Source organism: Paenibacillus ihbetae, assembly GCF_002741055.1.
In the GTDB taxonomy this organism is placed as follows: Bacteria; Bacillota; Bacilli; order Paenibacillales; family Paenibacillaceae; genus Paenibacillus_AQ; species Paenibacillus_AQ ihbetae.
On sequence record NZ_CP016809.1, the window covers coordinates 935,447 to 959,161 of the forward strand.

At 53.4% G+C, this 23,715-nt stretch carries 29 protein-coding genes and 1 riboswitch; of the genes, 1 reads left to right on the forward strand and 28 read right to left on the reverse strand.

The window, feature by feature from the left end; genetic code table 11:
• Positions 1-33: 33 nt before the first annotated feature.
• From BBD41_RS04325 to ribD, 14 genes are all read right to left on the reverse strand, one after another.
• The gene (locus tag BBD41_RS04325; protein ID WP_077565401.1) at positions 34-789 is read right to left on the reverse strand and encodes a pseudouridine synthase; all 756 of its coding nucleotides are present in this window, start codon (positions 787-789) and stop codon (positions 34-36) included.
• A gap of 21 nt (positions 790-810) precedes the next feature.
• Complete coding sequence (locus BBD41_RS04330; RefSeq protein WP_077565400.1) at positions 811-1,152, reverse strand: N-acetylmuramoyl-L-alanine amidase; 342 nt, start codon at positions 1,150-1,152, stop codon at positions 811-813.
• Positions 1,153-1,410: 258 nt separating this feature from the next.
• A complete protein-coding gene (locus BBD41_RS04335; protein WP_077565399.1) occupies positions 1,411-1,944 on the reverse strand; it encodes a spore maturation protein in 534 nt (177 codons plus the stop codon).
• Positions 1,945-1,950: 6 nt separating this feature from the next.
• A complete protein-coding gene (locus tag BBD41_RS04340; RefSeq protein WP_077565398.1) occupies positions 1,951-2,583 on the reverse strand; it encodes a nucleoside recognition domain-containing protein in 633 nt (210 codons plus the stop codon).
• Between the two features lie 60 nt (positions 2,584-2,643).
• The gene (locus tag BBD41_RS04345; RefSeq protein ID WP_206098287.1) at positions 2,644-3,822 is read right to left on the reverse strand and encodes a D-alanyl-D-alanine carboxypeptidase family protein; all 1,179 of its coding nucleotides are present in this window, start codon (positions 3,820-3,822) and stop codon (positions 2,644-2,646) included.
• A 119-nt stretch (positions 3,823-3,941) separates the two neighbouring features.
• Positions 3,942-4,391, reverse strand: coding sequence for a GerW family sporulation protein (gene ytfJ, locus BBD41_RS04350; protein ID WP_099476817.1), 450 nt, complete (start codon positions 4,389-4,391; stop codon positions 3,942-3,944).
• Positions 4,364-5,053, reverse strand: coding sequence for a DUF2953 domain-containing protein (locus BBD41_RS04355; protein ID WP_077565396.1), 690 nt, complete (start codon positions 5,051-5,053; stop codon positions 4,364-4,366). Before BBD41_RS04355 ends, ytfJ begins: the two co-directional genes overlap by 28 nt.
• Positions 5,054-5,317: 264 nt before the next feature.
• Positions 5,318-5,920 carry an SMC-Scp complex subunit ScpB gene (gene scpB, locus BBD41_RS04360; RefSeq protein ID WP_099476818.1) on the reverse strand — a complete coding sequence of 201 codons (603 nt, stop codon included), beginning with the start codon at positions 5,918-5,920 and terminating at the stop codon, positions 5,318-5,320.
• The gene (locus BBD41_RS04365) at positions 5,889-6,698 is read right to left on the reverse strand and encodes a segregation and condensation protein A (RefSeq protein ID WP_189635995.1); all 810 of its coding nucleotides are present in this window, start codon (positions 6,696-6,698) and stop codon (positions 5,889-5,891) included. Before BBD41_RS04365 ends, scpB begins: the two co-directional genes overlap by 32 nt.
• Positions 6,699-6,749: 51 nt before the next feature.
• Positions 6,750-7,217 (reverse strand): 6,7-dimethyl-8-ribityllumazine synthase, encoded by a 468-nt coding sequence (ribH, locus tag BBD41_RS04370; protein WP_007129777.1) that lies wholly within the window; start codon positions 7,215-7,217, stop codon positions 6,750-6,752.
• Positions 7,218-7,547: 330 nt separating this feature from the next.
• Positions 7,548-7,739, reverse strand: coding sequence for a hypothetical protein (locus BBD41_RS04375; protein ID WP_157929272.1), 192 nt, complete (start codon positions 7,737-7,739; stop codon positions 7,548-7,550).
• A 27-nt stretch (positions 7,740-7,766) separates the two neighbouring features.
• Positions 7,767-9,008 carry a bifunctional 3,4-dihydroxy-2-butanone-4-phosphate synthase/GTP cyclohydrolase II gene (locus BBD41_RS04380; RefSeq protein WP_077565393.1) on the reverse strand — a complete coding sequence of 414 codons (1,242 nt, stop codon included), beginning with the start codon at positions 9,006-9,008 and terminating at the stop codon, positions 7,767-7,769.
• Between the two features lie 50 nt (positions 9,009-9,058).
• Complete coding sequence (gene ribE, locus BBD41_RS04385) at positions 9,059-9,724, reverse strand: riboflavin synthase (RefSeq protein WP_077565392.1); 666 nt, start codon at positions 9,722-9,724, stop codon at positions 9,059-9,061.
• Positions 9,725-9,751: 27 nt separating this feature from the next.
• On the reverse strand, positions 9,752-10,855 hold the full coding sequence (gene ribD, locus BBD41_RS04390; protein WP_077565391.1) for a bifunctional diaminohydroxyphosphoribosylaminopyrimidine deaminase/5-amino-6-(5-phosphoribosylamino)uracil reductase RibD: 1,104 nt from the start codon (positions 10,853-10,855) through the stop codon (positions 9,752-9,754).
• Positions 10,856-11,115: 260 nt separating this feature from the next.
• A riboswitch (FMN riboswitch) is annotated at positions 11,116-11,266 on the reverse strand.
• Between the two features lie 213 nt (positions 11,267-11,479).
• On the opposite strand from ribD, the gene BBD41_RS04395 reads away from it, so the two are divergent.
• Positions 11,480-11,884: an acyl-CoA thioesterase gene (locus BBD41_RS04395; RefSeq protein WP_099480465.1), complete on the forward strand. Its 405-nt coding sequence runs from the start codon at positions 11,480-11,482 to the stop codon at positions 11,882-11,884.
• 142 nt (positions 11,885-12,026) lie between these two features.
• Here the strand turns inward: BBD41_RS04395 and BBD41_RS04400 are convergent, their stop codons facing one another.
• The 14 genes from BBD41_RS04400 to spoIIM form a co-directional block, all read right to left on the reverse strand.
• On the reverse strand, positions 12,027-12,458 hold the full coding sequence (locus BBD41_RS04400; RefSeq protein WP_007129770.1) for a peptidylprolyl isomerase: 432 nt from the start codon (positions 12,456-12,458) through the stop codon (positions 12,027-12,029).
• 257 nt (positions 12,459-12,715) lie between these two features.
• Positions 12,716-14,047, reverse strand: coding sequence for a diaminopimelate decarboxylase (gene lysA / locus BBD41_RS04405; protein WP_099476820.1), 1,332 nt, complete (start codon positions 14,045-14,047; stop codon positions 12,716-12,718).
• 117 nt (positions 14,048-14,164) lie between these two features.
• The gene (locus BBD41_RS04410) at positions 14,165-15,802 is read right to left on the reverse strand and encodes a spore germination protein (protein ID WP_099476821.1); all 1,638 of its coding nucleotides are present in this window, start codon (positions 15,800-15,802) and stop codon (positions 14,165-14,167) included.
• 25 nt (positions 15,803-15,827) lie between these two features.
• A complete protein-coding gene (locus BBD41_RS04415) occupies positions 15,828-16,256 on the reverse strand; it encodes a stage V sporulation protein AB (protein WP_077565387.1) in 429 nt (142 codons plus the stop codon).
• Positions 16,253-16,897 (reverse strand): stage V sporulation protein AA, encoded by a 645-nt coding sequence (locus BBD41_RS04420; protein WP_077565386.1) that lies wholly within the window; start codon positions 16,895-16,897, stop codon positions 16,253-16,255. The genes BBD41_RS04415 and BBD41_RS04420 overlap by 4 nt, the downstream gene beginning before the upstream one ends.
• 230 nt (positions 16,898-17,127) lie before the next feature.
• Positions 17,128-17,883 (reverse strand): RNA polymerase sporulation sigma factor SigF, encoded by a 756-nt coding sequence (sigF, locus tag BBD41_RS04425; RefSeq protein WP_077565385.1) that lies wholly within the window; start codon positions 17,881-17,883, stop codon positions 17,128-17,130.
• Positions 17,884-17,894: 11 nt separating this feature from the next.
• Positions 17,895-18,353, reverse strand: coding sequence for an anti-sigma F factor (gene spoIIAB, locus BBD41_RS04430; protein ID WP_077565384.1), 459 nt, complete (start codon positions 18,351-18,353; stop codon positions 17,895-17,897).
• Positions 18,350-18,703, reverse strand: coding sequence for an anti-sigma F factor antagonist (gene spoIIAA, locus BBD41_RS04435; protein WP_007129763.1), 354 nt, complete (start codon positions 18,701-18,703; stop codon positions 18,350-18,352). The genes spoIIAB and spoIIAA overlap by 4 nt, the downstream gene beginning before the upstream one ends.
• 91 nt (positions 18,704-18,794) lie before the next feature.
• Positions 18,795-19,982: a D-alanyl-D-alanine carboxypeptidase family protein gene (locus tag BBD41_RS04440; RefSeq protein WP_099476822.1), complete on the reverse strand. Its 1,188-nt coding sequence runs from the start codon at positions 19,980-19,982 to the stop codon at positions 18,795-18,797.
• Between the two features lie 181 nt (positions 19,983-20,163).
• Positions 20,164-20,988 (reverse strand): purine-nucleoside phosphorylase, encoded by an 825-nt coding sequence (locus BBD41_RS04445; RefSeq protein WP_077565382.1) that lies wholly within the window; start codon positions 20,986-20,988, stop codon positions 20,164-20,166.
• Positions 20,989-21,053: 65 nt separating this feature from the next.
• Positions 21,054-21,938 carry a site-specific tyrosine recombinase XerD gene (xerD, locus tag BBD41_RS04450; protein WP_099476823.1) on the reverse strand — a complete coding sequence of 295 codons (885 nt, stop codon included), beginning with the start codon at positions 21,936-21,938 and terminating at the stop codon, positions 21,054-21,056.
• A gap of 34 nt (positions 21,939-21,972) precedes the next feature.
• Positions 21,973-22,206: a YqzK family protein gene (locus BBD41_RS04455; RefSeq protein ID WP_077568917.1), complete on the reverse strand. Its 234-nt coding sequence runs from the start codon at positions 22,204-22,206 to the stop codon at positions 21,973-21,975.
• Between the two features lie 249 nt (positions 22,207-22,455).
• Positions 22,456-22,920 (reverse strand): ferric iron uptake transcriptional regulator, encoded by a 465-nt coding sequence (fur, locus tag BBD41_RS04460; protein WP_007129758.1) that lies wholly within the window; start codon positions 22,918-22,920, stop codon positions 22,456-22,458.
• Between the two features lie 109 nt (positions 22,921-23,029).
• Positions 23,030-23,653 (reverse strand): stage II sporulation protein M, encoded by a 624-nt coding sequence (gene spoIIM, locus BBD41_RS04465; protein WP_077565380.1) that lies wholly within the window; start codon positions 23,651-23,653, stop codon positions 23,030-23,032.
• Between the last annotated feature and the right edge of the window lie 62 nt (positions 23,654-23,715).

Consider the following 23,715-nt stretch of genomic DNA (forward strand, 5'->3'; position numbering starts at 1 on the left):
CGCCGCTCGCCATTTTGAATATTATGTGTCGGGTTACCGTTTTTTCTTCGGTTTGCCGCCTGGTTTCGCCGCCTTGGCCATCTGCTGCAGCTCATTGACTTCACTTGGCGTCAAATGACGGTACAGGCCCCGCTTTAGATTCTGAAGCAGCAAATCGCCGTACGCGATCCGCTTCAGCCGGATTACCGGATGATTGATCGCTTCGAACATCCTCCGCACCTGGCGGTTGCGTCCCTCGTGAATCGTAATGGTGATGACGGACTGCTTGTTTTCCGGGTCTACGTCACGGTATTCGACTTCGGCCGGGGCGGTCATCCCGTCCTCGAGCATGATGCCTTGGCGAAGCTTGTCCAGCTCGGATCCGTGGGGCACCCCTTTCACCGTCGCCAGGTAGGTTTTCGGCACATGATACTTGGGGTGGCTGAGCAGATTGGCGAATTCGCCGTCATTGGTCAGCAGCAGCAAGCCTTCCGTATCGTAATCCAGACGGCCGATCGGATAGACGCGCTCCTTTATGCCCTTGAGGTAGTCCGATACGATCTTTCGGCCTTCCGGATCCGATGCGCTCGTAATGACTCCCTTTGGTTTATTCAACATCAAATAGACCTTTTTCTCATGCTTGATCGGTTTCCCTGAAACCGTAATGATATCTTCGGCAGGGTCGGCCTTGGTCCCGAGCTCGGTAACGGTCACCCCGTTCACCTGCACCTTGCCCTCCAGAATCAGTTCCTCGCACTTTCGGCGGGATGCGACTCCGGCCTGTGCCATAATTTTCTGTAATCTCTCCATGTTCGATAGGTCACCTCATCCCTAATGATAACCATCGACAGGATAAATCACAAGCGCGTTCCACGGAAAAGCCGCTCCCGGGCAGCTTTCTGCATGCGGAAACAGGTACAGCGGGGAAATATCATGCAATCTCGAAAGCTCCATAATGATTTTGCTGGCGGTAAACAGCTGGGTTTTCTGTTCAAGGCTCATAAGCTCATAACGACGATTGAAATTGCCTTCCAAACAGATATGGATCAGTTTCTGATGCAGAAGCATCGGGGAGGACGTGACCGATCCGTCCGAATGAACCGTAAAATCGAACCCTACTCGCGTCTCCTGCTCGCATGCGGAATGATGGATCACAAAGCCTTCGAATTCCATATCATCACCTCTGCCGCACAAGATTCATTCTTTTGATTCAGCAGTATATGACTGTGCGGATCCCCCGGTATAGGCGCCTGTTCCCATTACAGTAAACAAAAATCCCCGATTATCGCGCAGCCGCAAGCACGATATCGGGGTTACGTATTGATCTTAGATGATGCATCTTCGTTTACCTCTTTTGACATGGGGCTCGGTCTGATGCAAGCCCTTAAGCTCATACGAAGCTGATATATTCGCGCCTATATCGCGCCGTCGTCATCCAAATACGAGCAAGCATACGGCGATAGCGGCAATAAATCCGACCAGATCGGAGAACAGGCCGACCTTCAGCGCATATCTGCCGTTGCGGATGCCAACGGCTCCGAAATAGACGGTCAACACATACAATGTCGTGTCGGTGCTTCCTTGGATCGTGGAAGCGATTCGGCCGATCATTGAATCCGGCCCGTACGCGCGGATCAGCTCGGTTGTATAAGCCAGCGATCCTGTCCCAGTCAGCGGTCGAAGCAAGCCAAGCGGCAGAATTTCGCTCGGGACTCCGAGAGACTGCAGAAACGGGCCCGTCCATCCCACAAAGAACTCCAGCGCTCCGGAGGAGCGGAAGACGCTGATTGCCACCATCATGCCGACCAAATGGGGGATGATGCCGATCGCAGTGGAGAAGCCGCCCTTGGCTCCTTCCACAAACGATTCATATACCGGTACTTTGCGGGTATAGGCATAAAGCGGGATGAACGCGACCATAATGGGAATAGACCAGGCCGAGATGACGCTAATCCATGACAGCAATGTTCATCACCCTTTCATATCCGGATTCCTTCCAGCTCCGATTCCGGACGGCTGCTGGCGACGAATGGAACGCCTTCTATACCACCTGTCCGCTAGAATGGCCGCCGCTGTCGCGATTGCCGTAGCCAGCAGCGTCGTACCTACGATTTCCGCCGGATTCGCCGATTCGTAATTCAGGCGGATGGCAATCAGCGTTGTCGGGATCAACGTGATGCTGGCTGTGTTAAGCGCCAGCAGCGTGCACATCGCCGGTGTCGCGGTGTCTTTATCCGGATTCAGCTTCTGCAGCTCCTGCATCGCTTTGATTCCCATCGGTGTCGCCGCATTGCCAAGACCGAACAAATTCGCGCTCATATTCGATAAAATATACCCGATCGCCGGATGATCCTTCGGCACGTCGGGGAACAGAAATCTTACGACCGGTCCCAGCATGACTGCAACCTTCTTCAGAAGACCCGAATCCTCGGCAATCCGCATCATGCCCAGCCAAAAAACCAGGATGCTGATCAGCCCGAAAGACACGGTTACACCTGTTTGTGCTCCATCAAATACGGCTTTGGTTACCGCGTCGATATTTCCGTTCACCGCTGCAAAGCCAAACCCGATCAGGATCATCCCCATCCAGATCATATTGATCATAGCTTTTCCACGCCCCCGTTCTTGACTCGCGATATCGAGAGTTCGCCATCTTAGCGAAACCTAGTGATGATTGGCCCGCACCAGATGCCTGAGCACTTCGGCGGCCGATTGCCATAAGGACAAGGCAGCTCCCTGCGCGGATGCGCTTCTTGACTTCTGCAAGGCAGTCGGCGGCTCGGGAAGTCTGGCTCCTTGCTCGTATACAGGAACTTTGCCGATGCTGATGCCGTCCAGCAGCAGCTCGATGTGTCCCCGCAGCCCGAAGGACACATCCGGCGAGCTTTGTTTGTGAAGAACGAGCCTTTTGACTAGCCGGGCTTCCTCGTCATGGGTGAACGCATACTGAAATATGCTTCCTGTGACGAGTGTGTAACCTTGGATTTTTTGTCCTTTCTCGATCACCTGCTTTAGCGGAAAATGCTTGAAGCCGTAATCGAGCATATTGGCATGGTCATTCCAATCATTGCCGTCGTTAAGCGTAACCGCGGCGATCTGCTGACCGTTTCGCGTGGCAGAGCTGACCAGGCAGCGGAACGCTTTCTTCGTAAAACCGGTCTTAACACCGTCGGCCCCTTCGTAAAGGTGCAGCATTTTATTTTTGTTATCCCATTTGTAATCCCAGGACTCGTTCGGGTTCGGCGCCCGCTTGGTCGGGGTCTTCACGATTTCTTTGAACGTCGGGTTCTGAAGCGCATAGGCGGTCATCCTGGCGACATCGTTGGCGGAGGAATAGTGCTCGTCATGATCCAGCCCGTGCGGATTCATAAAATGCGTGTTGGTCAACCCGAGCTCCTGCGCCTTCTGATTCATCAGCAGGACGAAGCCTTCCTCCGTCCCCCCCACATGCTCTGCAATGGCGGTGGCGGCGTCATTGCCCGAACGAAGCATTAAGCCGTAGAGCAGGTTTTCCAATGTCATCTCCTCGCCAAGCTTCAAGAAGAGGGAGGAGCCCTCCTTGGCAAATGCGTTCTTCGAAACCGTGACCCGGTCGCTCAGCTTGCCGTGCTCGATGGCAACGATCGCCGTCATGATTTTGGTAAGGCTGGCAATCCGCAGCCGCTTGTCCCCGTTCTTGCTGTACAGAAGCCTGCCGGATGTGACATCGATCAACGCGGCAGCCTGGGCGTGATTGGCCGGCCCCCCCTCATGATCCGCATAGGCAGGACCGGCGGCGGCCATTAGGCAAACCACCAGCAGTATGGATAACAAGGACTTGCATGTCGTCCGTTTCATTTTCATTATTTTTTCCTCCGGTGTTCAGAAATCTTGTACAAGTATATGTTGTCCCACCCGAAAGTATGTCCACATGCAAAAATCCCCTGTTCGCTTCAAGCGAGAGGGGATTTGCTAAGCGCCGTTTAGTACGCCGACACGTTACCGCCGTTGTTGGCATTGGCGTTGCTGCCTGATTGGAACATCGCCTGGATTTGCTCCAGCAAATACGGGGTCGCATCAATGATGCGCTCGAACAGATGCGTTTGATTGTCGAGCGGAACGATGTGGACGCCCTCCTTGCCTACGACAAGGAACGCAATCGGTCTGATGGATACGCCGCCGCCGCTTCCGCCGCCAAACGGATGCGTGGATGAATGGCCGTGCATCCCGTCTGCGGAATGGCGAGTGCCTCCGGCTTCAATGTTGTAGTCGCTTCCGCCGGCCGCAAAGCCAAACGCCACTTTACTGATTGGCAAAATTACGCTGCCGTCAGGTGTGTTTACGGGGTCGCCAACGATCGTATTCACGTCCACCATTCCCTTGATGTTCTCCATCGCGGTTTGCATCAAGCCTTGAATAGGGTGTTCTGCCATGATCTAACTCCTCCTTTCACCTTTAACACGCGAACTATGAATACCAGTCCAGCAACCATAGCTTTTCCGAAGGAGATTTTCGCTATGCAGTTCAGCTCTGTGGAAAAATGCGGCGGGCCGTTAAAGCGGGGGACGACATCGACGGCCGGCTTCTCTTCCATAATCAGACGGTAGGACAACCAGCCGAGCACGGTATGCTTGACGGCGTGCAGCAGCCCGGAAGCGACGGCCGTATCGGCAGCATGCTCAAGGGCCACCTCCGTCGACCACCGGATATCCCGAAGATGGACGTTTGCCAGCGTTTGCCGCACCCATTTCTTGAATCCTTTGGTGGCCATTATAGCGCTTGAATACTGCCGAAACCGAATGGTTCGGCTTGCTGGTTTCTGATCCGCCTGTTCGTCCTCGTCCTGTCCAAATGTCATCCCCTGCTTGAATACCGATTCCTGGTTGAATTCAATACCGCCGTTCGCCAGATGAAAGGGCAGATCATAGATCCGCTTGATCAATCCATAGACCATCTTTACCTCGGCATGCAGCTTGTATTCATTTTTTCGCATGACCATGTCCAGCCGAATCGTCACGGCCGAGTTCAACAGGATGACAGCCAGTACAATGAGCAGCACCCCAAGTCCGATCGCAATATAAATCCAAATGCTCACAAGCGTAACCCCCAGAAACGAGCTTAATATAATGCATCCGCTTGGCTTAGTATGGCAAATCGCCAGGTAAATGATGCGAACCTGTTCCGTTCCTTCCCATCACGTCGCAGGGGTAACCAATGGACCGTGCCCCAATTTAATCACTTGAGGTGGTTAAGCGGATCGAACCAACGGCTTGTGGGAAAGGAAAGCGATGCAACGTAAAAATCCCGAGCAGTTTTTCCGCTCGGGATTTCAGTATCTTCATATAACGTCCATTGTCGATCAATTCTCCACATCATCAAATGTCAGCTGGTGACCGTCCAGCTTATCAAACAGCAATTGCGTCTCTTCCTCAAGCGACTCCGCATCCTCAAATTGGGACGGCTCCGGCAAATCCTTAATGCTGGCAAGCCCGAAATAGTCGAGGAATGATTTCGTCGTGCCGTACAAAATCGGTCTGCCGATCGCTTCTGCCCGGCCCACCTCCTCAATCAAGCCTTTGGTGGTCAGCGTATGAATCGCCCGCTCGGATTTGACGCCGCGGATCTCCTCGATGTCAACCCGGGTGATCGGCTGTCTGTAAGCGACGATGGATAGCGTTTCGAGCGCCGCCTGGGATAGGGAGGAGCGCGAAGGCGAATAGGCCAGACGTTCGAAGTATGGCGCATGCTCCGCCAGCGTCGCCATCTTGTAGCTGCCGGCGATCTGAACGATCTGCAAGCCCCGCTCCTGGCGCGCCCACTCCTCCTTCATATCCTCCAGCGCTTCCTCAACCAACCCCGTGGACTGCTCCGTAATCTCGGCGACCTGCTTGACCGACAAACCTTCCTCGCCGGCCAAGAACAGCAGTCCCTCAATAATCGATTTCAGCTTCGGATAATCCATCAATGCGTTCTTCCCCTCTCCATTCCATCACAATATCCTCAAAGAGCCGCTCCTGATAGCAAACGATCTGCTTCATCTTCATCAATTCCAATATCGCCAGGAAGGTAACCACGATTTCATGCCGCTCCATCTCCTCGTGAAGCAGCTTGGAGAAGAGCACCCTTCCCCCCGGCCCCGCCTGCTCGAGCGTATCGATCACCTGGCGGATCCGATCCTTAACCGATATTTCATCGCGCTGAATCCGGGCATACGACGTTCGTCTTACGGCTTTGCTTAAGGCTTTCTGGAATGCCCGGATCAAATCGGCAACGTGGAGCCCTTCGACCGGATTCTCTTGGGCTTCCGGCATGTAGGGCGTTAAATCCTCCGCCTCTTTCGAGTAAATCATGCTCCGCTCCCATTCTCTCTCGTGCAGATGCCGAGCAATTCCCTTATATTTACGATATTCGATCAGCCGCTGAACGAGCTCCGCTCTCGGATCCACGTCTTCCTCTTCGTAAAAATCAAACTCGTCCATCTCGATAACCGGAGGCTTTGGAAGCAGCAGCTTCGATTTAATAGACAGCAGCGTCGCCGCCATCACCAGAAATTCACTTGTAATTTCAAGCTCCAATTCCTGCATGTTGTGCAGATAGGCCATGTATTGTTCGGTAATCTCGCTGACGGGGATATCCTGGATGTCGATTTCCGCTCTATCAATGAGGTGAAGCAGCAGATCGAGCGGTCCTTCAAACGTCTCCAGCTTATATAATACGCTCACGGTGAATCCTCCCGCCATAAAAATAAAATGCAGTGCCCTGATGAAAAAGAGCACTACATTAAATAAGCACTATTTTAAGCTTTTCGTCAAGTTTGCCATTTCGATCGCCGCCATCGCGGAATCCCAGCCTTTGTTGCCAGCCTTCGTTCCGGCGCGCTCGACCGCCTGCTCGATGTTCTCCGTCGTCACGACGCCGAAGATGGTTGGCACGCCGGTCTTCAGGTTGATGGCCGACACGCCCTTCGCGACTTCATTGCAGACGTAATCGTAGTGGGTTGTCGATCCGCGGATGACGGTGCCCAAGGTGATGATCGCATCGTATTTGCCGCTTTCCGCCATTTTTTGGGCGATCAGCGGAATTTCGAATGCGCCCGGCACCCAAGCTACATCCACTTCATCATCCTGCACGCCGTGGCGCTTCAACGCGTCGAGCGCGCCGCTCAGCAGCTTGCTGGTAATAAATTCATTAAACCGTCCGACCACGATTCCGTATTTCAAGCCTTCCGATACTAAGTTGCCTTCAAAAATGTTTGCCATGGTTATGGACATCCTTTCAAATGGGAGTATTGTTATTGTTGATGCATGCTGCACTTTTGCGCTCGATGAGCGCTCGTTGATGCCTATCGATTTCTGTCCGCTGCGCGTCGGATGCAGCTTCCGATCGCTGTTGTCACCGGATTCCCTGAACGACTCATATACAAGGTAGGAATCCGGCGGCAAAGGCGAACGCTTCGCTTCTTCTGCTGCATTCCGCCGCTCCGCTAGGTCCATTCTGGTAGCAAATGCGGGCTGACTCTTCGAGCTAGTCGGCGTTTGCGAATGCATCATGGACCATTACGCTTGCGGAGTTGGGGATTCGTGCCCACCCTAAATTGGTGGGCGCATTTTGAATTGTCCGCTGCGCACCGGATGCAGGTCGCCTGCTTCGATGCTATTTCCCTGTCCGCCGCGCCTCGGATGCAGCTTCCGATCGCTGTTGCCACCGGATTCCCTGAACGACTCATTTACAAGGTAGGAATCCGGCGGCAAAGGGCGAACGCTTCGGTTCTTCTGCTGCATTCCGCCGCTCCGCTGGGGCATTTCCCTTTAAGAATTGGCGCTCTCGTTCTGCTCCAAATCGTCGAACTTCAGCATATGCCCTAGCTTAGCCTGCTTGGTATGCAGGTACCCGGTATTGTCCTCGTTCTCCGGCATTTGGATCGGCACCCGCTCCACAACCTCAAGCCCATATCCCTCAAGGCCCTTGATCTTCCGCGGGTTGTTGGTAAGCAATCGGATCTTCCGGATGCCGAGATCCTTCAAAATTTGCGCGCCGATGCCGTAATCTCTCAAATCCGCCGGGAAGCCCAGCTTCAGGTTGGCATCGACCGTATCGAGGCCCTCCTCCTGCAGCTTATAAGCCTTCAGCTTGTTGATCAAGCCGATGCCCCGGCCCTCTTGGCGCATGTACAGCAGTACGCCGTTGCCGGCCTCCTCAATCTGCCGCAGCGCTGCCTCGAACTGCGGGCCGCAGTCGCAGCGGTGGGAGTGGAAAACATCGCCGGTCAAGCATTCGGAATGGACCCGAACCAGCACCGGCTCATCGCCGTTGATCTCTCCTTTGACCAAAGCCACATGCTCTTTGTTGTCGACGTCGTTCGTGTAAGCCACGGCCTGGAATACCCCGTAATCCGTCGGCATCCGCACCGCCACTTCCCGGTGCACCAGCTTCTCCTTCTCATTGCGGTAATGAATCAGATCCTTGATGCTGATCAGCTTCATCCCGTGTTTCTTCGATATTTCGATCAGATCCGGCAAGCGCGCCATGGTTCCGTCTTCCTTGATGACTTCGCAGATGACACCGGCAGGATAAGAGCCGCATAGTTTCGCGAGATCGACAGCCGCCTCCGTGTGACCTGCCCGGCGAAGGACGCCCCCTTCTTTGGCAATCAACGGAAACATATGGCCCGGCCTGCGGAAATCCGCTGCGGTCGCATCCGGATCCATAATGCCGCGAACCGTTACGGAGCGCTCATAGGCCGAAATGCCGGTTGTCGTATCTTTATGGTCAATGGAGACGGTGAAGGCCGTTCCGTGATAGTCCGTATTTTGGCTTACCATCGGTTTCAGATCCAGCTCCTGAGCCCGCGACTGCGTCATCGGGAGACACACCAGCCCACGCCCTTCCGTAATCATGAAATTGATCACCTCGGGGGTTGCCTTGTCGGCCAGAGCGATAAAATCCCCTTCATTCTCGCGGTCCTCATCGTCAACGACGATAACGATCTTCCCTTCCTTTAAATCCTGCAATGCCTCTTCTATGGGATGAAAAGAAAATCGTTCTTCCATTCCTACTCCTCCTTCTCGTAAATCCGGTTCGGGTCCGTCGGATGCTCGAATCAAGCAAAGCCGTGCTCGGCTAAATAATCCCGGCTGATCCCCGCTTTGCTCCTTCTTGAGCTGTTTCCGTCGCTGCCGTAATTCAGCAGATGCTCTACGTATTTGCCCAAAATGTCGCACTCGATGTTAATCGTGTCTCCCGGTCCCTTATAAGCCAGTACCGTTTCGGCAAGCGTGTGGGGAATGATGGAGACGGTAAAGGAATGCTCCGTCGTTCGAACGACGGTCAGACTGATTCCATCCAGCGTTACGGACCCTTTCGGAAGGATATATTTGAACACATCGTCGTCCGACGGGGCAATTTCATAGACGACCGCATTCTGGTCGGATCTCACGCTTCGAATCACGCCGACCCCGTCCACATGGCCCTGTACAATATGACCGCCGAATCGTCCGCCGGCTGCCATGGCCCGTTCCAGATTGACTTTGCTGCCCGGTTGAAGCTGCTTCAGGTTCGTGTTTCGATACGTTTCCGGCATGACATCCACGGTAAAGCTGTCTTTGTCGATCGTTGTCGCAGTCAAGCAAACACCATTGACGGCGACACTGTCACCAAGCTTTAGATCATCCAGGATCTTCCTTGCCGAAATGCTGAGCACCATCGCTTCACCTTGGCGGCCGATTCGTCTCATCTCGCCGATCTCTTCAATCAGCCCTGTAAACATATCCTGTCCCTCCTTTCATTCAATCGTTTACGACTTCCATACCGGCTGGCCGGTCACATAAATATTGTCGCCAAGTCTTTGGGTCTCAAGTCCTGTCAGCTCAATCGCTTCGCTCATCAACTCAAACCCGCTGAACATATAGTTTCCCGGTGCATCGTACCCTCCAATAATCTTCGGGGCAATGAATTGGATAATGCGATCCACCAGTTTGTTTTCCAGCAAGCTTCCGCTTAAGGTGCCTCCTCCTTCAACAAGAATGGAGGCGATGCCCATGCGACCAAGCTCCATAAGCGCAGCCTTCAGGTCGACTCTAGGGCCAGGGCCACAGACCAGAATTTGCACTCCCTGTCCTTCCAGCGCGCTCCGTTTCGCGTTGTCGGCCAGCTCCGTCGTCAGCACCACTGTTTTGGCGGCGCCATCACGCGCTACCCGACTATCCAAAGGGATGCGAAGCTGCGAGTCCACGATAATTCGTACAGGCTGGAGACCGTCTACGCGGAGTCTCGTCGTCAGCGCTGGGTCGTCCGCAATCACGGTGGCCACTCCTACCATGATCCCCTGGTGACGATGCCGGAGGGAGTGCACCAGCTCACGGGACTCCTCATTGGATATCCATTTGCTGTCACCGGTCTTTGAGGCGATTTTCCCGTCCAGCGTACTGGCTGTTTTTAAGGTGATAAAAGGCAGTCCGGTCGTAATGAACTTGTTGAAGGCTTCATTCAACCGGATCGCACGCTCTTCGAGGACGCCGGTCGTTACTTCAATGCCCGCAGCCCGCAGCATCTGCAGCCCACGGCCGGCAACCAGCGGATTGGGATCCTGGCAGGCGACGACGACACGCTTAACGCCTTCCGCTATGAGTCTTTCGCTGCATGGGGGAGTTGCCCCGTAATGGCTGCAGGGCTCAAGGGTCACGTATACGGTGCTTCCCGCAGCCTTGCTTCCGGCCATATTCAATGCATGGACCTCAGCATGCGGCATTCCCCGCTCCAGATGGGTCCCGACGCCCGCAAGGGCTCCGTCCTTCACGACGACGCAGCCTACGACCGGGTTTATGCCGGTCTGCCCTTGAGCCCGTTCCGCCATATCCAGTGCAAGCGACATATAAAATTCATCGTTGATGATCTCCATGACCCCCATGCCCCTTTCCAGAATAAAAAAGCCCTGTTTTCGGATTAGCATTCATCCAAAACAGGGCGTAATAAACCAGTTCACTTTACGACATCATAAATAACCGTTCGTTCCGAGATTCTCATACAACGACCAAAGAAGCGGCATTAACCTATACACACCCGCTCCGAACATCGTCATATGTGAAAAACTCCACATAACGCATGACATCAGAAAGCTAAGACAAGAGATACCTATGGTAAGTGCTCTCAAGTCCACTTTCGTTCCTTCTCCCATCCAGACTATACTGTCGGTCCCGGAATTTCACCAGGTCCACCGCATACGATACGTATCCGGGTCACGGACTAAGACGCAGCCGGAGCTGCGATCATCACCGCCGGTAGGGAATTTCACCCTGCCCCGAAGGATTCATATGAAATTAGCTGTTACTTACGATGAATCTTAACACTCCAAAGACGAAAATGCAAGATAAATAACTCACTTTTATTTAGTCAGTAACTTTTCCGCTGCATTTTTTTATCCCTGTTCCTGTCCCGGAAGGAAATTGCTGCGCTCAAGGAGAACCCAATAATGCTGAAGAAAAACCAAGTACGTATTTGTATCGTGGTAAAGGAGATCAAGCAAATGAAAACGTCGCTTAACATCATCGTAAGACCGACGGAAATCGATGTGAACGGTCATGTCAATAACGCCAAATACCTGGAGTACCTGGAATGGGGAAGAGAAGAATGGTACGAGGCGGGAAATCTGCACTACGATGTGCTGAAAGAACTGGGTGTGCAGACCGTCACGGTCAACATTAATATTAATTACAGGAAGGAATGCAGACAGGGAGAGCGGCTGACCATCACAACCGAGTCCCACAAGCTTGGAAGCAGCAGCCTGGTGCTCCTGCAGCAGATCCATAACGCTGACGGCGAGCTTTGCGCCGATGCCGCTGTAACGATCGTGACGATCGATATTCACTCCCGCAAGAGCCGGCCTGTTCCGGATGAATTACGGGCGTTGTTTCAACGAGCCTCGACATAATTTTGGAATAACCAGCCATTACACGGGTTTAGCCCAGTTAAACCGCCGACTATCGACGGCTACAAGCTTCGCCTATGGCTTTACCCGACCGCATAAAAAACAGGCCTCCGCAAGGGAGGCCTGTCCATCCAATACTTACATATTACGCTTCGAATACTTCGACCTTTTCCATTTTGTCACGGCCTTTAAAAGCATCGATGTGCTCCATGCCTTCAACCACCTTGCCGAATACGGTATGCTGTCCGTCCAGGTGAGGCTGCGGCTCATAGCATACATAGAACTGGCTTCCGCCCGTATTGCGTCCGGCATGCGCCATAGCCAAGCTTCCACGCTCATGCTTGTTCGGGTTGATCTCGCAATCGATCGTGTAGCCCGGTCCGCCTGTACCTGTTCCGTTCGGGCAGCCGCCTTGAGCAACGAAGCCCGGAATGACACGGTGGAATACTAGACCGTTATAGAAGCCGGAATTCGCGAGCTTCTCAAAATTTGCAACCGTGTTCGGTGCATCCTTTTCAAACAGATCGAGCAGTACCTCTTTACCGTTTTCCAATGTAATTCTCGCTTTTTTTGCCATATCGAATATCTCCTTTCGATGTACATTCCCTAAGATACGCATTTCATAAAACATGCAACTTCTAGTTTACTATGAAATAACTTGGGACGCAAAATGAACCTGCATCTTGCAGCGTCCATCCATCGTCCCGTGAAGACCCGGCAGTCCTTAAAAAAGCCCGGCCAAACCGATCGTACCGGCATGGCGGGCTTTGCACAGGAATCGTCGGCTGTTGATTCACACCCTGTAAGGTGCAATTTGTGCCGATGGAAACGACTTTAGCTTGTAACGGTTTCTTTAGCGATCCGCGCAGGAACGACGTCATTGCTGATAATATCCTGAAGCGACTCGCGTCGAACGACAAGCCGGCTCTGGCCATCCTTAACAAAAACGACGGCAGGTCTGCGGATCCGGTTGTAGTTGCTAGCCATGGAATAGTTGTACGCGCCCGTGCAGGATACGGCCAGCAGGTCTCCCGTGTTGACCTTAGGCAGATCCAGGTCCCAGATCAGCATGTCGCCGCTCTCGCAGCACTTGCCGGCAATCGAAACCGTCTCCTCCGGCTTCTCGTTGGCACGGTTGGCCAGCATGGCTTCATATTTCGATTCGTATAGGGCCGGTCTCGGGTTATCAGTCATCCCGCCGTCTACGGCAACGTATTTCCGTACCCCCGGAATGTCTTTGCTGGTGCCTACTGTATACAGCGTGGTGCCTGCCTCACCCACGATGCTGCGGCCAGGCTCTACCCAAATCTCTGGCAGCTCGCTGTCAATGCCGGCAAAATGGGTTTTCACCGCATCCGTAATCGCTTTAACGTAGTCGGATACATGAAGCGGGGTATCCCCGTCGACATAACGAATTCCGAAGCCGCCGCCAAGATTGACGACCTTGAAGGTGACGCCAAGATCCGCCTTGACCTTCGCCGCAAATTCGGCAACGCGCGAAACGGCCATCTGGAAGCCTTCGACTTCGAAAATCTGCGAGCCGATATGGGAATGGATGCCGATCAATTGAAGATTGTTCTGGGCGGCTGCCAGCTTCACCGCTTCAAAAGCCGAGCCGTTTCCGATATCGAATCCGAATTTGGAATCGGTTTGGCCTGTCGAGATATATTCATGGGTATGCGCCTCAACGCCCGGCGTTAACCGAAGGAGAATGTTCACCTTCCGGTTCTTCTCGGCAGCAATGGCCTGGAGCATATGCAGCTCGACTACATTGTCCACGACGAAGCAGCCGATTTCGGCATCAATGGCCATTTCGATTTCTTCAGGCGTCTTGTTGTTGCCGTGAAAATGGATCCGCTGCACCGGAAAGCCGGCCTGCAGCGCCGTATACAGCTCCCCGTCGGAAACGACGTCCAGCGACATTCCTTCCTCATCGGCCAGCTGGCACATAGCCATTACGCAGAACGCCTTGCTGGCGTACGCGACTTGAAACTTCAAGCCGGATGCCTTAAAGGCTTCAATATATTCCCGGCAGCGGTTCCGGACCGCTTGCTCGTCCACAATATATAGAGGCGTACCGTACTGGGCTTTCAATTCGGATGTGTCGCATCCGCCGATCTCCAAGTGTCCCTGTTCGTTTATCTTGCTGGTACCGTGTAGAAACATGCTTACAATTCCTCCGATCGCTTTATCAAAAATAGGATAATCGAATAATTGTTCACAGTATAGCAGACAACGAAACGTAAGCAAAATGGATTTTTCAACACATCATTTGTGTTATTATCAATGCCTTCTTTTGGAATTCATTTCAGTTCCCATTTTGGTGTGATCCCTTGTTTTGTTAAGGGCCGGGCGTCTCGTTGACGTCAGCAGCGGTTTGCGGAACAAAATCTCGCCCATGGCCTTTGCACTAAATGGTATAAAAGGCCATAAATATGACGAGTTATAGGACCGGTGCGTCGTTAAGGATAGAATCAGCAGCGTGCTGCCGATAACGAACCCTTTCACACCGAACAGCGCGGTCGCCACAAGCAGAACGAGCCGGACCATCCGGTTGGCCAGCCCGAGCTCATAGCTTGGTGTGGCGAACATGCCGATAGCCGCCACGGCCATATAAAGCACCACCTCGTTGACAAACAGCCCGGTTTTGACGGCGATATCGCCGATCAGAATCGCGGCAATCAGGCCCATGGCCGAGGCAAGCGGTGTCGGCGTATGAACGGCAGCCAAGCGCAGCAAATCCACGCCGAATTCGACGATCAGAAACTGTCCGATAATCGGAATCTTGGCGTTCTCCTGCGGCCCGAGGATGTCCAGCGCCGGCGGTTTCAGCTCCGGATGGACGACGAGCAGCATCCAGAGCGGCAGCAGAAACATCGAGGCAAAGATGCCCCCAAACCGGATCCATCTTAAATAGGTGCCCATGAACGCGGTCTGCCGGTTCTCCTCGGCATGCTGGCATAGATCGAAGAAGGTCGTCGGCATGATCATCACGCTGGGCGATGTATCGACCATGACGACGATCCGTCCCTCCAGCAGGTGAGAGGCCACCACGTCCGGCCGTTCGGAATATCGGACGAGCGGGTACGGATGCCAGCCCTTATTCACGATTGCTTCCTCCAGCTGCTTGTCGCCAAGGGGCAGCCCTTCGAGATCGAGCTGCTTGATTTTCCGGCGAATCGCTTCTACCTGCACGCGATCAACGATATCGTCGATGAAGAGCAGGCTCACATCCGTCTTGGTCCGTCTTCCGACCTTCATCGTCTCCACATGAAGCCCCGGGTCACGGACCCGGCGCCGCACGAGATTGATATTGGTTACGATCGTCTCCGTAAACCCGTCCCTCGCCCCCCGAACGACGCGTTCGACCGCCGGCTCTTCCAGCCCGCGTACGGGATACTTCCGGGTATCCAGCAGGATGGCGGTGCTTGAGCCCTCGATGAACAACGCGCATATTCCGCATAACACGTCATTGATCACCTTGCTCAGCTTCGACACCTGCTCGACCTGAACATGAGGAATATACGCCTTCATCATGTCGTTCAGCGCGTGGCCGTCCCTGACATCCTCCGGCTTCAGGTAGGTAAGACGGGTTAATATTTCGGAAACGATGACGTCGTTCGTGAAGCCGTTCAGGAACAGAAGCGCTGCCGGCCTCCCTGCAAAGGTCATCTCGCGAATGATGACGTCAAAGGACACGCCGTAGCCCATCACTTCCTTCAGCGTCTCTTTCAGGACGCTGATCTTCTCCGGCACGCGGTCCTCACCCTGCCAGTATATGACCGATTCCTCCGTGCTGTCCGAGGTTTCCGCATTTCTCTTTTCCTTAAGCGCCTCCTCCTCCAGCTCCTTGATTTCGGGAGGCGGGATCACCGGGATGTCCGGTTCTATGCCGTCGTTATAGGTTCTATTCTCGTCCATCGTATACCTCCTGATCGTGTAACTATCATTGATTGTATATAAGCCAATCGAACAGCGAGCCGGCGACCTTTCCGGCGACCATCGCCATCAGGAGCCCGAATAAATAACCGGTTAAACGAAGCCGCTTCGCCAAAATCGGCAGAACATTCAACACCTCGGTCAGTGCGGCTGCCAGCATGCCGATAAAGATGCCGCACATCAGCCCGATCACCGTGCTCACAACCGGTCCGAGCGGAATCGACCAATGCCAAAAGTCGGCAAGCGTGCCGACGAAGGAGCCGGAAATCAGCGCTCCCTCATACCAATGAACCCGACGGTAGGTCGAGGTTAGCTGGGACAGCCGCGGAATGATATCGAGCACGATAATCAGGGCAATGACCCCGCCTCCGACCGCGATTCCCCCGGCCACGCCGAGCATGCACGTAAATATCCCTTGGAGTATGGAAGTCATCACGATTCATTCCCGCGCCCTTCAGCCGCTTTGTTCATTTTGCGGTATTCTTCAGCCACGACATATTGATCGAGGTTTTCCTGATACAAATACATCTCGACCTCCAGCGGTGTCGGCTCCTCATTCCATTTTTTCTTGAACAAATGATTGAAGAATACCGTCATGCCGAACCCAAGACCGAGGGAATAGGCAATTTGGAACAGGTAAGGATGCTCATCCCTTTCTCCCGTTACCATCTCGACTATTCGTATCTGCACCTCGAGCATATTGACGTCCGCATGGAAATTCATGATCGTAAGCGCCGATCCGAAGAACAGCAGCAGCCAAACGAGAGGGAACCACAGCCTGGAGCCTCTGCTCTCCGGTCCGGTAAGCTCGACGAGCGTATGATGATTGCCCATCGGCTCGATATGAACGTCCGGAATGAGCTGCCGGATCCTCGGTATGATCTGGATCAAGTCCATCACCATCCGATTGCCGTCCATGTCCTTCGGCTGCACGAGGGGAAGGGCGGCTAACCGATCTTCCCATTCCGGATCGCAGACGATGAAAGCGACATCGCCAAGCTTAACGGTTTGGTCTTTCGGAATACGAATGCGGCTTCGCAGCTGCAGAAACACCGTCGGAGTGGGATTGACCTTCATCCAGAAACACTCCTTTACTGCTAAATTACCGTTAGTATGGGAAATCCCTGTGAATTCTACTCCAATTCCCCAAAAAGACTGCTGTGTCAACTGAAAAATCATGCAGCATTCCCGCGATTAGAATCACGGCCTGTACCTCTTTGCGGTCAGGAGGACATGAAAAAGCGCCTCTTCAATTATGAAAGAGGCGCTCCTTCCGAGCACATCGCATTCCGGAATCGGCAATTACGCTACTGCGCGATTTCATTCCGTATGCTCTGCAGTATTTTTTTCTCCAGCCTCGACACCTGGACCTGGGAGATCCCGAGCCGGGTTGCCACCTCTGATTGCGTCTGATCGCGGTAATACCGCAAATAGACGATAAGGCGTTCCCGTTCGGTCAAGCTTCCGATCGCTTCATTCAAAGCCAGCTTGTCGAACCAGCGCTCCTGCGAATCATCGGCAATCTGATCCATCAGCGTAATCGGATCCCCGTCATTTTCAAATACCGTTTCGTGAATGGAGGTCGGCGGCTTGTTGGCTTCCTGGGCAAACACCACGTCCTCCGGCGTTACCCCCAGCTCCTCGGCAACCTCCTTCACCGTCGGCAGACGGTCGAGCTGCTTGGACAGCTCGTCCCGCTTCTTCCTGACTTTATTGGCCATTTCCTTGAGGGAGCGGCTGACCTTCAAGGTCCCGTCATCCCGCAGGAAGCGCTGAATCTCCCCGATAATCATCGGCACGGCATAGGTAGAGAACTTTACGTCATAACTGAGATCGAACTTGTCCACGGACTTCAGGAGACCGATACAGCCGATTTGAAAAAGATCATCCGGCTCATACCCCCGGTTCATAAACCGCTGAACGACAGACCAGACAAGCCGAATATTACAATTGACAAGCGTATCCCGGGCAACATGATCCCCGTTTTGGCTGAGTGCAATGAGTCGTTTGACCTCCGCGTCGTCCAAATAAGTCTGCGAAGTTTTTTTCACATCGGCATCCATTTGTCCAACCCCTAATTATATAAAGCTTTCTTAGATTCGATCCTCTTTTTCATTTTGATCGAGGTGCCGCTGCCCGGCTGGCTGACCACTTCAAATTCATCCATGAAGTTCTCCATAATCGTGAACCCCATACCGGACCGCTCCAGCTCAGGCTTGGACGTATACAGCGGCTGCTTGGCCATTTCAAGATCCTCGATGCCCCTGCCGTCATCTTCAATGCAGAGGGTGATGACATCTCCGTCAATCGAAGCCTCGATCTTCACGATCCCCTCCGGATTGCTGTCATAGCCGTGAATGATGCAGTTGGTCACCGCTTCGGAAACGACCGTCTTCAGGTCGCTCAGCTCATCCATCGTCGGATCCAGCTGCGAGATGAACGCTGCCACGGCAACACGGGCAAAGGATTCGTTCTCCGACTTGGCGGCAAACTGCAGAGTCATAAAATTATGCTGCGACTTACCTTCACTCATGACACTACCTCCAAACCCGAGAGCGCCGTACCCTCGTTCTCATAGATCGGCATGATCTTGAACAAGCCCGACATTTCAAGCAGACGATAAACCTGCGGTTTGACGTCGCAGACCGCCATCTTGCCGCCTTTTTGCTTGATGAATTTATAGCGTCCCAGAATGACGCCAAGACCCGAGCTGTCCATAAACTCCAGATCCTTCAAGCTCAGCACCAGGTGCTCGGTTTGCCGCCGCTGGATTGCCTCATCCAGCTGAAGGCGAACCGAATCGGCCGTGTGATGGTCAAGTTCCCCCGACAAGCGGACGATCAGCACATGCCTGTGATGCTCCATATCAACATGCAGATTCATGTTTGCTCACTCTCCTCCCTGACATGAACAAAGATTTCTACAATGGAAAAAGACTTTCCTGCCCCCCGACAAAACTAGAAGAAAACTCCTATCAATCTACATGAAACAACTTGCCTGTCGTCCGTTTAAACAGCTTCCAGAATCCGGCTTTCTTCACCTCGACCGGTGATGTCAGTTCAAATTCCTTCACCAGCGCGTCCCCTTGATAAACCGACAGCTTCCCGATCACTTGCCCGGCAGCAACCGGAGCCTTCAGACCCTCGTTCCACTGAAGCTCATGCCGGATATCCTCGGTTTTCGCAGTCTTTTTAACCAGCACGTTGTACTCTTTGTCCGCCTGAATGGTAATCTCCGGCACGCTGCCCTTCTCCACCTTCAGGACGCCGAGCACTTCGCCCGGCTTATAAATGGAATGCATCGCATATTGGGAGAACGCATAATCGAATAACCGGGATACTTCATTGTTGCGGGTCTTCGTATCCGGAGCTCCCATCACCACCGCGATCGTGCGCAGCCCGTCCCGCTTGGCCGTTGCCGACAAGCAGAATTTGGCCTCCGAGGTGTAGCCGGTCTTCAAACCGTCCGCCCCCGTGTAAAAACGGACCAGCTTGTTCGTATTGACCAGCCAGAACGGCTTTGGCGTATCTTTCCGCAAATAATCCTGATAGGCGCCGGTATACTTCGTAATACCCTCATACTTCAGCAGCTCGCGGCTCATCACGGCGATGTCATGCGCCGAAGTGTAATGATTGTCTGCCGGCAATCCGTTGCAGTTGACGAAATGCGTATCCTTCATACCGAGCTCCGCCGCCTTCTCGTTCATCAGCTTGACAAAGGCTTCCTCCGTGCCTGCAATCTTCTCCGCCATCGCTACGGAAGCGTCGTTGCCGGATGCCATAGCGATCCCCTTGAGCATCTCTTCGACGGTCATTTCTTCCCCGGGCTCGAGGAAGATTTGGGATCCCCCCATCGAAGCGGCATATTCGCTGGTGCGAACCTTATCGGTCAACTTCAAGCGCCCTTCGTCAATGGCCTCCATCGTCAGCAGCATCGTCATAATCTTTGTGATGCTCGCCGGAGGCAGCTTATCATGGCTGTTTTTTTCGTAAATGATGGTTCCGGTATCCGCATCAAGCAAGATGGCGGAACGGGCACTAGGCGCCAGCTCCCCCTGGGATGATCCGCCGGTATTGATGTTTTCCTCGGCATAGCTTGGTACTGCCGCACTGGACCATCCCATAACGAAAGCAAGCAATCCAGCAATTAACGCTTTTTTCAATTCCGTCCCCTCCTGACTTCGTAATGGCATCCCGTATGTATACGGGTCTCTCTAACCATTGTCGTCAGGTTGGAAACAAATTATTCCAGTATTTAGGCTGGATGCAAAAAAAGACCCGTCCTTGCCGACAGCGTTATTCACGCTCGCAAGTACAGGTCTCTGTAGCGCTTGGGAAGATAGATTACATTTTCGGGATAATCGCCATGACCAAACCGAGGAACTTCTCCCGCACCTTCTCCGCGGTCTCCATAACCTCGTCATGGGAAAGCGGCTGATCCAAAATTCCCGCCGCCATGTTACTGATGCAGGAAATACCCAGCACCTCTAGTCCGGCATGTCTTGCAACGATCACTTCGGAAACGGTCGACATGCCAACCGCGTCGGCGCCAAGGGTACGCAGCATCCGGATTTCGGCCGGGGTTTCATAGGTAGGACCCAGCAAGCCGGCATATACCCCTTCCCGGAGGACAACGCTCTGGCTTACCGCAACTTCCTTCGCCAGCTGACGCAGTCTGCGGCTGTAAGCCTCGGACATGTCCGGGAACCGGACGCCCAGGGCCGGATCGTTAGGTCCGATCAGCGGATTTTTCCCCGTCATATTCAGATGATCCGAGATCAGCATGAGATCTCCCGGCTCGAAAGACGTGTTGATGCCGCCGGCGGCATTGGTGACAAGCAGGCTCTGCACCCCAAGCTCCTTCATGACCCGGACAGGGAAAGCAGTCAGCTCGGGACCATAGCCCTCATACATATGAAACCGGCCCTTCATCAGCACGACGCTGCGGCCGTGAATCGTTCCCAGCAGCAGCTCGCCTTCGTGGCCTTCAACCGTCGATACCGGAAAATGCGGGATGTCTTGATAGTTGATCGATACCGCATTCTCCATTAGATCCGCCAGGACGCCGAGACCCGAGCCCAGGATGAGACCCACCTCGGGCTTGACGTCATGCTGCCCGCGGATATAATCCGCGGCTTCTTTAATGCTTGCTTGGTTTACTGAACTCATCTCGTTCTCTCCTAACTGTAAGGTTATCGATAAAGTTGCCGTTCACAACCAACGCTTGTCTAGAGTCAAGCCCTGGGATGAAAATGGTCGTAAACTTCCTTCATGCTCTTCTTGGCCGATTGATACATGCCTGTCGTCGACAGGGCCGAATGCCCGAGCATTTCCTGTACCGAGCGAAGATCGGCACCATTCTGCAGCAGATGGACCGCGAAGGAATGCCGGAGCGTGTGCGGCGTTATCTCCTCCTCGATACCGGCCGACTTGCCGTATTTTTTGATGATTTTCCAGAAGCCTTGTCTCGACAGGCGTTTGCCCTGCGTATTCAGGAACAGGCCGTCTTCTCCAGGATCCTTGAGCAGCTTGTCCCTCATTTCAAGAACATAAAACTCCACATGCCGGGCGGCGGTTCTGGTAATCGGCAAAATCCGTTCCTTGCCCCCGGCAGCCGCGCAGCGCAAAAACCGCATCCGAAGATCCACATCGGCCAAGCTCAGCGACACCAGCTCCGAAACTTTAATTCCGGAGGCATAGAGAAGCTCTAGCATCGCTTTATCCCTTGCCCCTTGTGGAGAATCGCAATCGGGAGCCGCCAGCAGCTTGTCCACCTGCTCCTCCTCAAGAGCCTTTGGAGGCTTGCGCTCCGGCTTGGGCGATTCCAGCAGCAGGGTGGGATCCTGGATCATGACGGCCTGACGAACCAAATATTGAAAAAAAGACCGGAGCGATGCGATGCAGCGCAGCTGGGTTGAAACCGCTCTCCCCTGCTGGCGCATTCGTGCAAGATATATTCCGAGCAGCGCACGGTTTACATCCCCGGGTTCCGTGACCTCCCTCTCGGCCGCAAAAGCGATAAAGCTGGTGATGTCCGTCCGGTACGACTCGATCGTCCGCGGCGACAATCGTTTGGTTTCTTCCAGGTATTCTAAGTATTCATCTACATATTGAAGCATCGTTTACACCTGACCCCGCATGCCCATGAAACATCTACTCGCCATACCAGTAATATAAACGTAGACGTTCCATCGGCGAATATCTAGCATCTAACGTGCTCTCCGGCTGAAATGCCTTTACGGCATGACCGGTCGGCGTACGGTAAGGGTCGGATGGGGTTAACCAATCTCCCACCCATCCAAGGATATAATAGAAAAACATCGTTAATAAGGCGAACATGGAAATGAAGCGGATCCATGCGGCGATTTTACGGACCGAAATAATCATGATCATGCGTCCCCTCATTATGGTCTTTGTGCGTCCGAGCCTAAAAAGCTCGTATCACATAAAGACTATGATGCCGTCCAGATATTTATACCGGCACCGGGTAGAGGCTAGGCGCAATGCGCCATGATTCCTTGAATGGAGTATGTACTAATGCCCATTCCATCCCCAAATGAAAAGCCCTCCCGGCTGTATGCGTTAAAGAGGGCTTTGCCGTGATGAATCATCACGCCATATGATGTTGGTTATAAGTTAAGATTTATCAGGGTCGTTCTTGCCCTTCTCCTTGCAACGGTAGCATATGCCGTGGAAATCAAGCCGATGGTCGTGCACGGTGAAATTAAATTCGCGCTCCAGCCGTTCCTCTAGGGGACCGAGCCAATCCTCGCGTATTTCATCCATGCTTCCACATTGAGTGCATATTAGATGATGGTGATGATGCTTCGAAGTATCTGTTCGAAGGTCGTATCTTGCGACACCATCGCCGAAATTGATCTTCTCTACGACATGAAGCTCACTCAGCAGCTCCAGGGTACGGTATACGGTTGCCAGACCGATCTCCGGAGCTTTCTCTTTTACGAGCATAAATACATCTTCTGCGCTAAGGTGGTCGTCTTCATTCTCCAACAACACGCTAACCGTGGCTTCCCGCTGGGGCGTTAATTTGTAACCTTGGGATTGCAGCTGCTGCTTAATTTTGTCGATCCGCGCTTCCATCGTTTCCCTCCCCCTTGGAAATCACTGCACGTCATTGTCACTTCCTTCATTATAGGGGGATTTGACAAACAAAGTCAAACGCTTTTACTCTCCGCTAAAACTCGCGGCATTACAGCAGCATCGGGGTTACCCACTGCATCATCGCCGGCGTTACCCACGTCTCAAAGGACGAAATGCTTAGCGCCAAAACCACCATGCAGAGCGTTATCAGCGCATAAGATGCCAGCGGCCTGACCATGCTGCCTCCGCGATGCATCAGAAATCGATTCCTGATGATATATAGGGAGAACGAGATGGCAGCAACGCTGCACATCATCAGCATCGGGATAATGACCAGGTTTTGCGGCGCGATGGATACCAGCGCGAATAGCAGACCGGTCCAGGAGTATTGCCCGACCAAATACCCGACGGTAAAGCCGATCAACACCCCCTTCAGAAAATCGAGGATGAGAATGCCCGGCAGGCCGATCACCGACAGGCCCAAAATCCATATTAATCCGATCCACTTCAGATGAAGACCCGCTATGCTCCAGTAGGAGGACTGCATCATGGTTTCGCCGCTGTCCTGCACGCTGATAAAAAAGTGGTTCAAGTGCCTGGCCATGTCCTGCTGCTGCTCCAACGACAGCGCATTGACCATCAGCGCCCCGAAGAGCACGCCGACCAGAAACAAGACAGCAACAAATACATAGAGCGGTGTCTGATCCTTTAACGTCTGGCGAAAAAATTGCATAGAATAGAGTCTCCTTTCCTGTCTCTACTCTACTCTATGATCCCCTCTCGGATTCTATGACT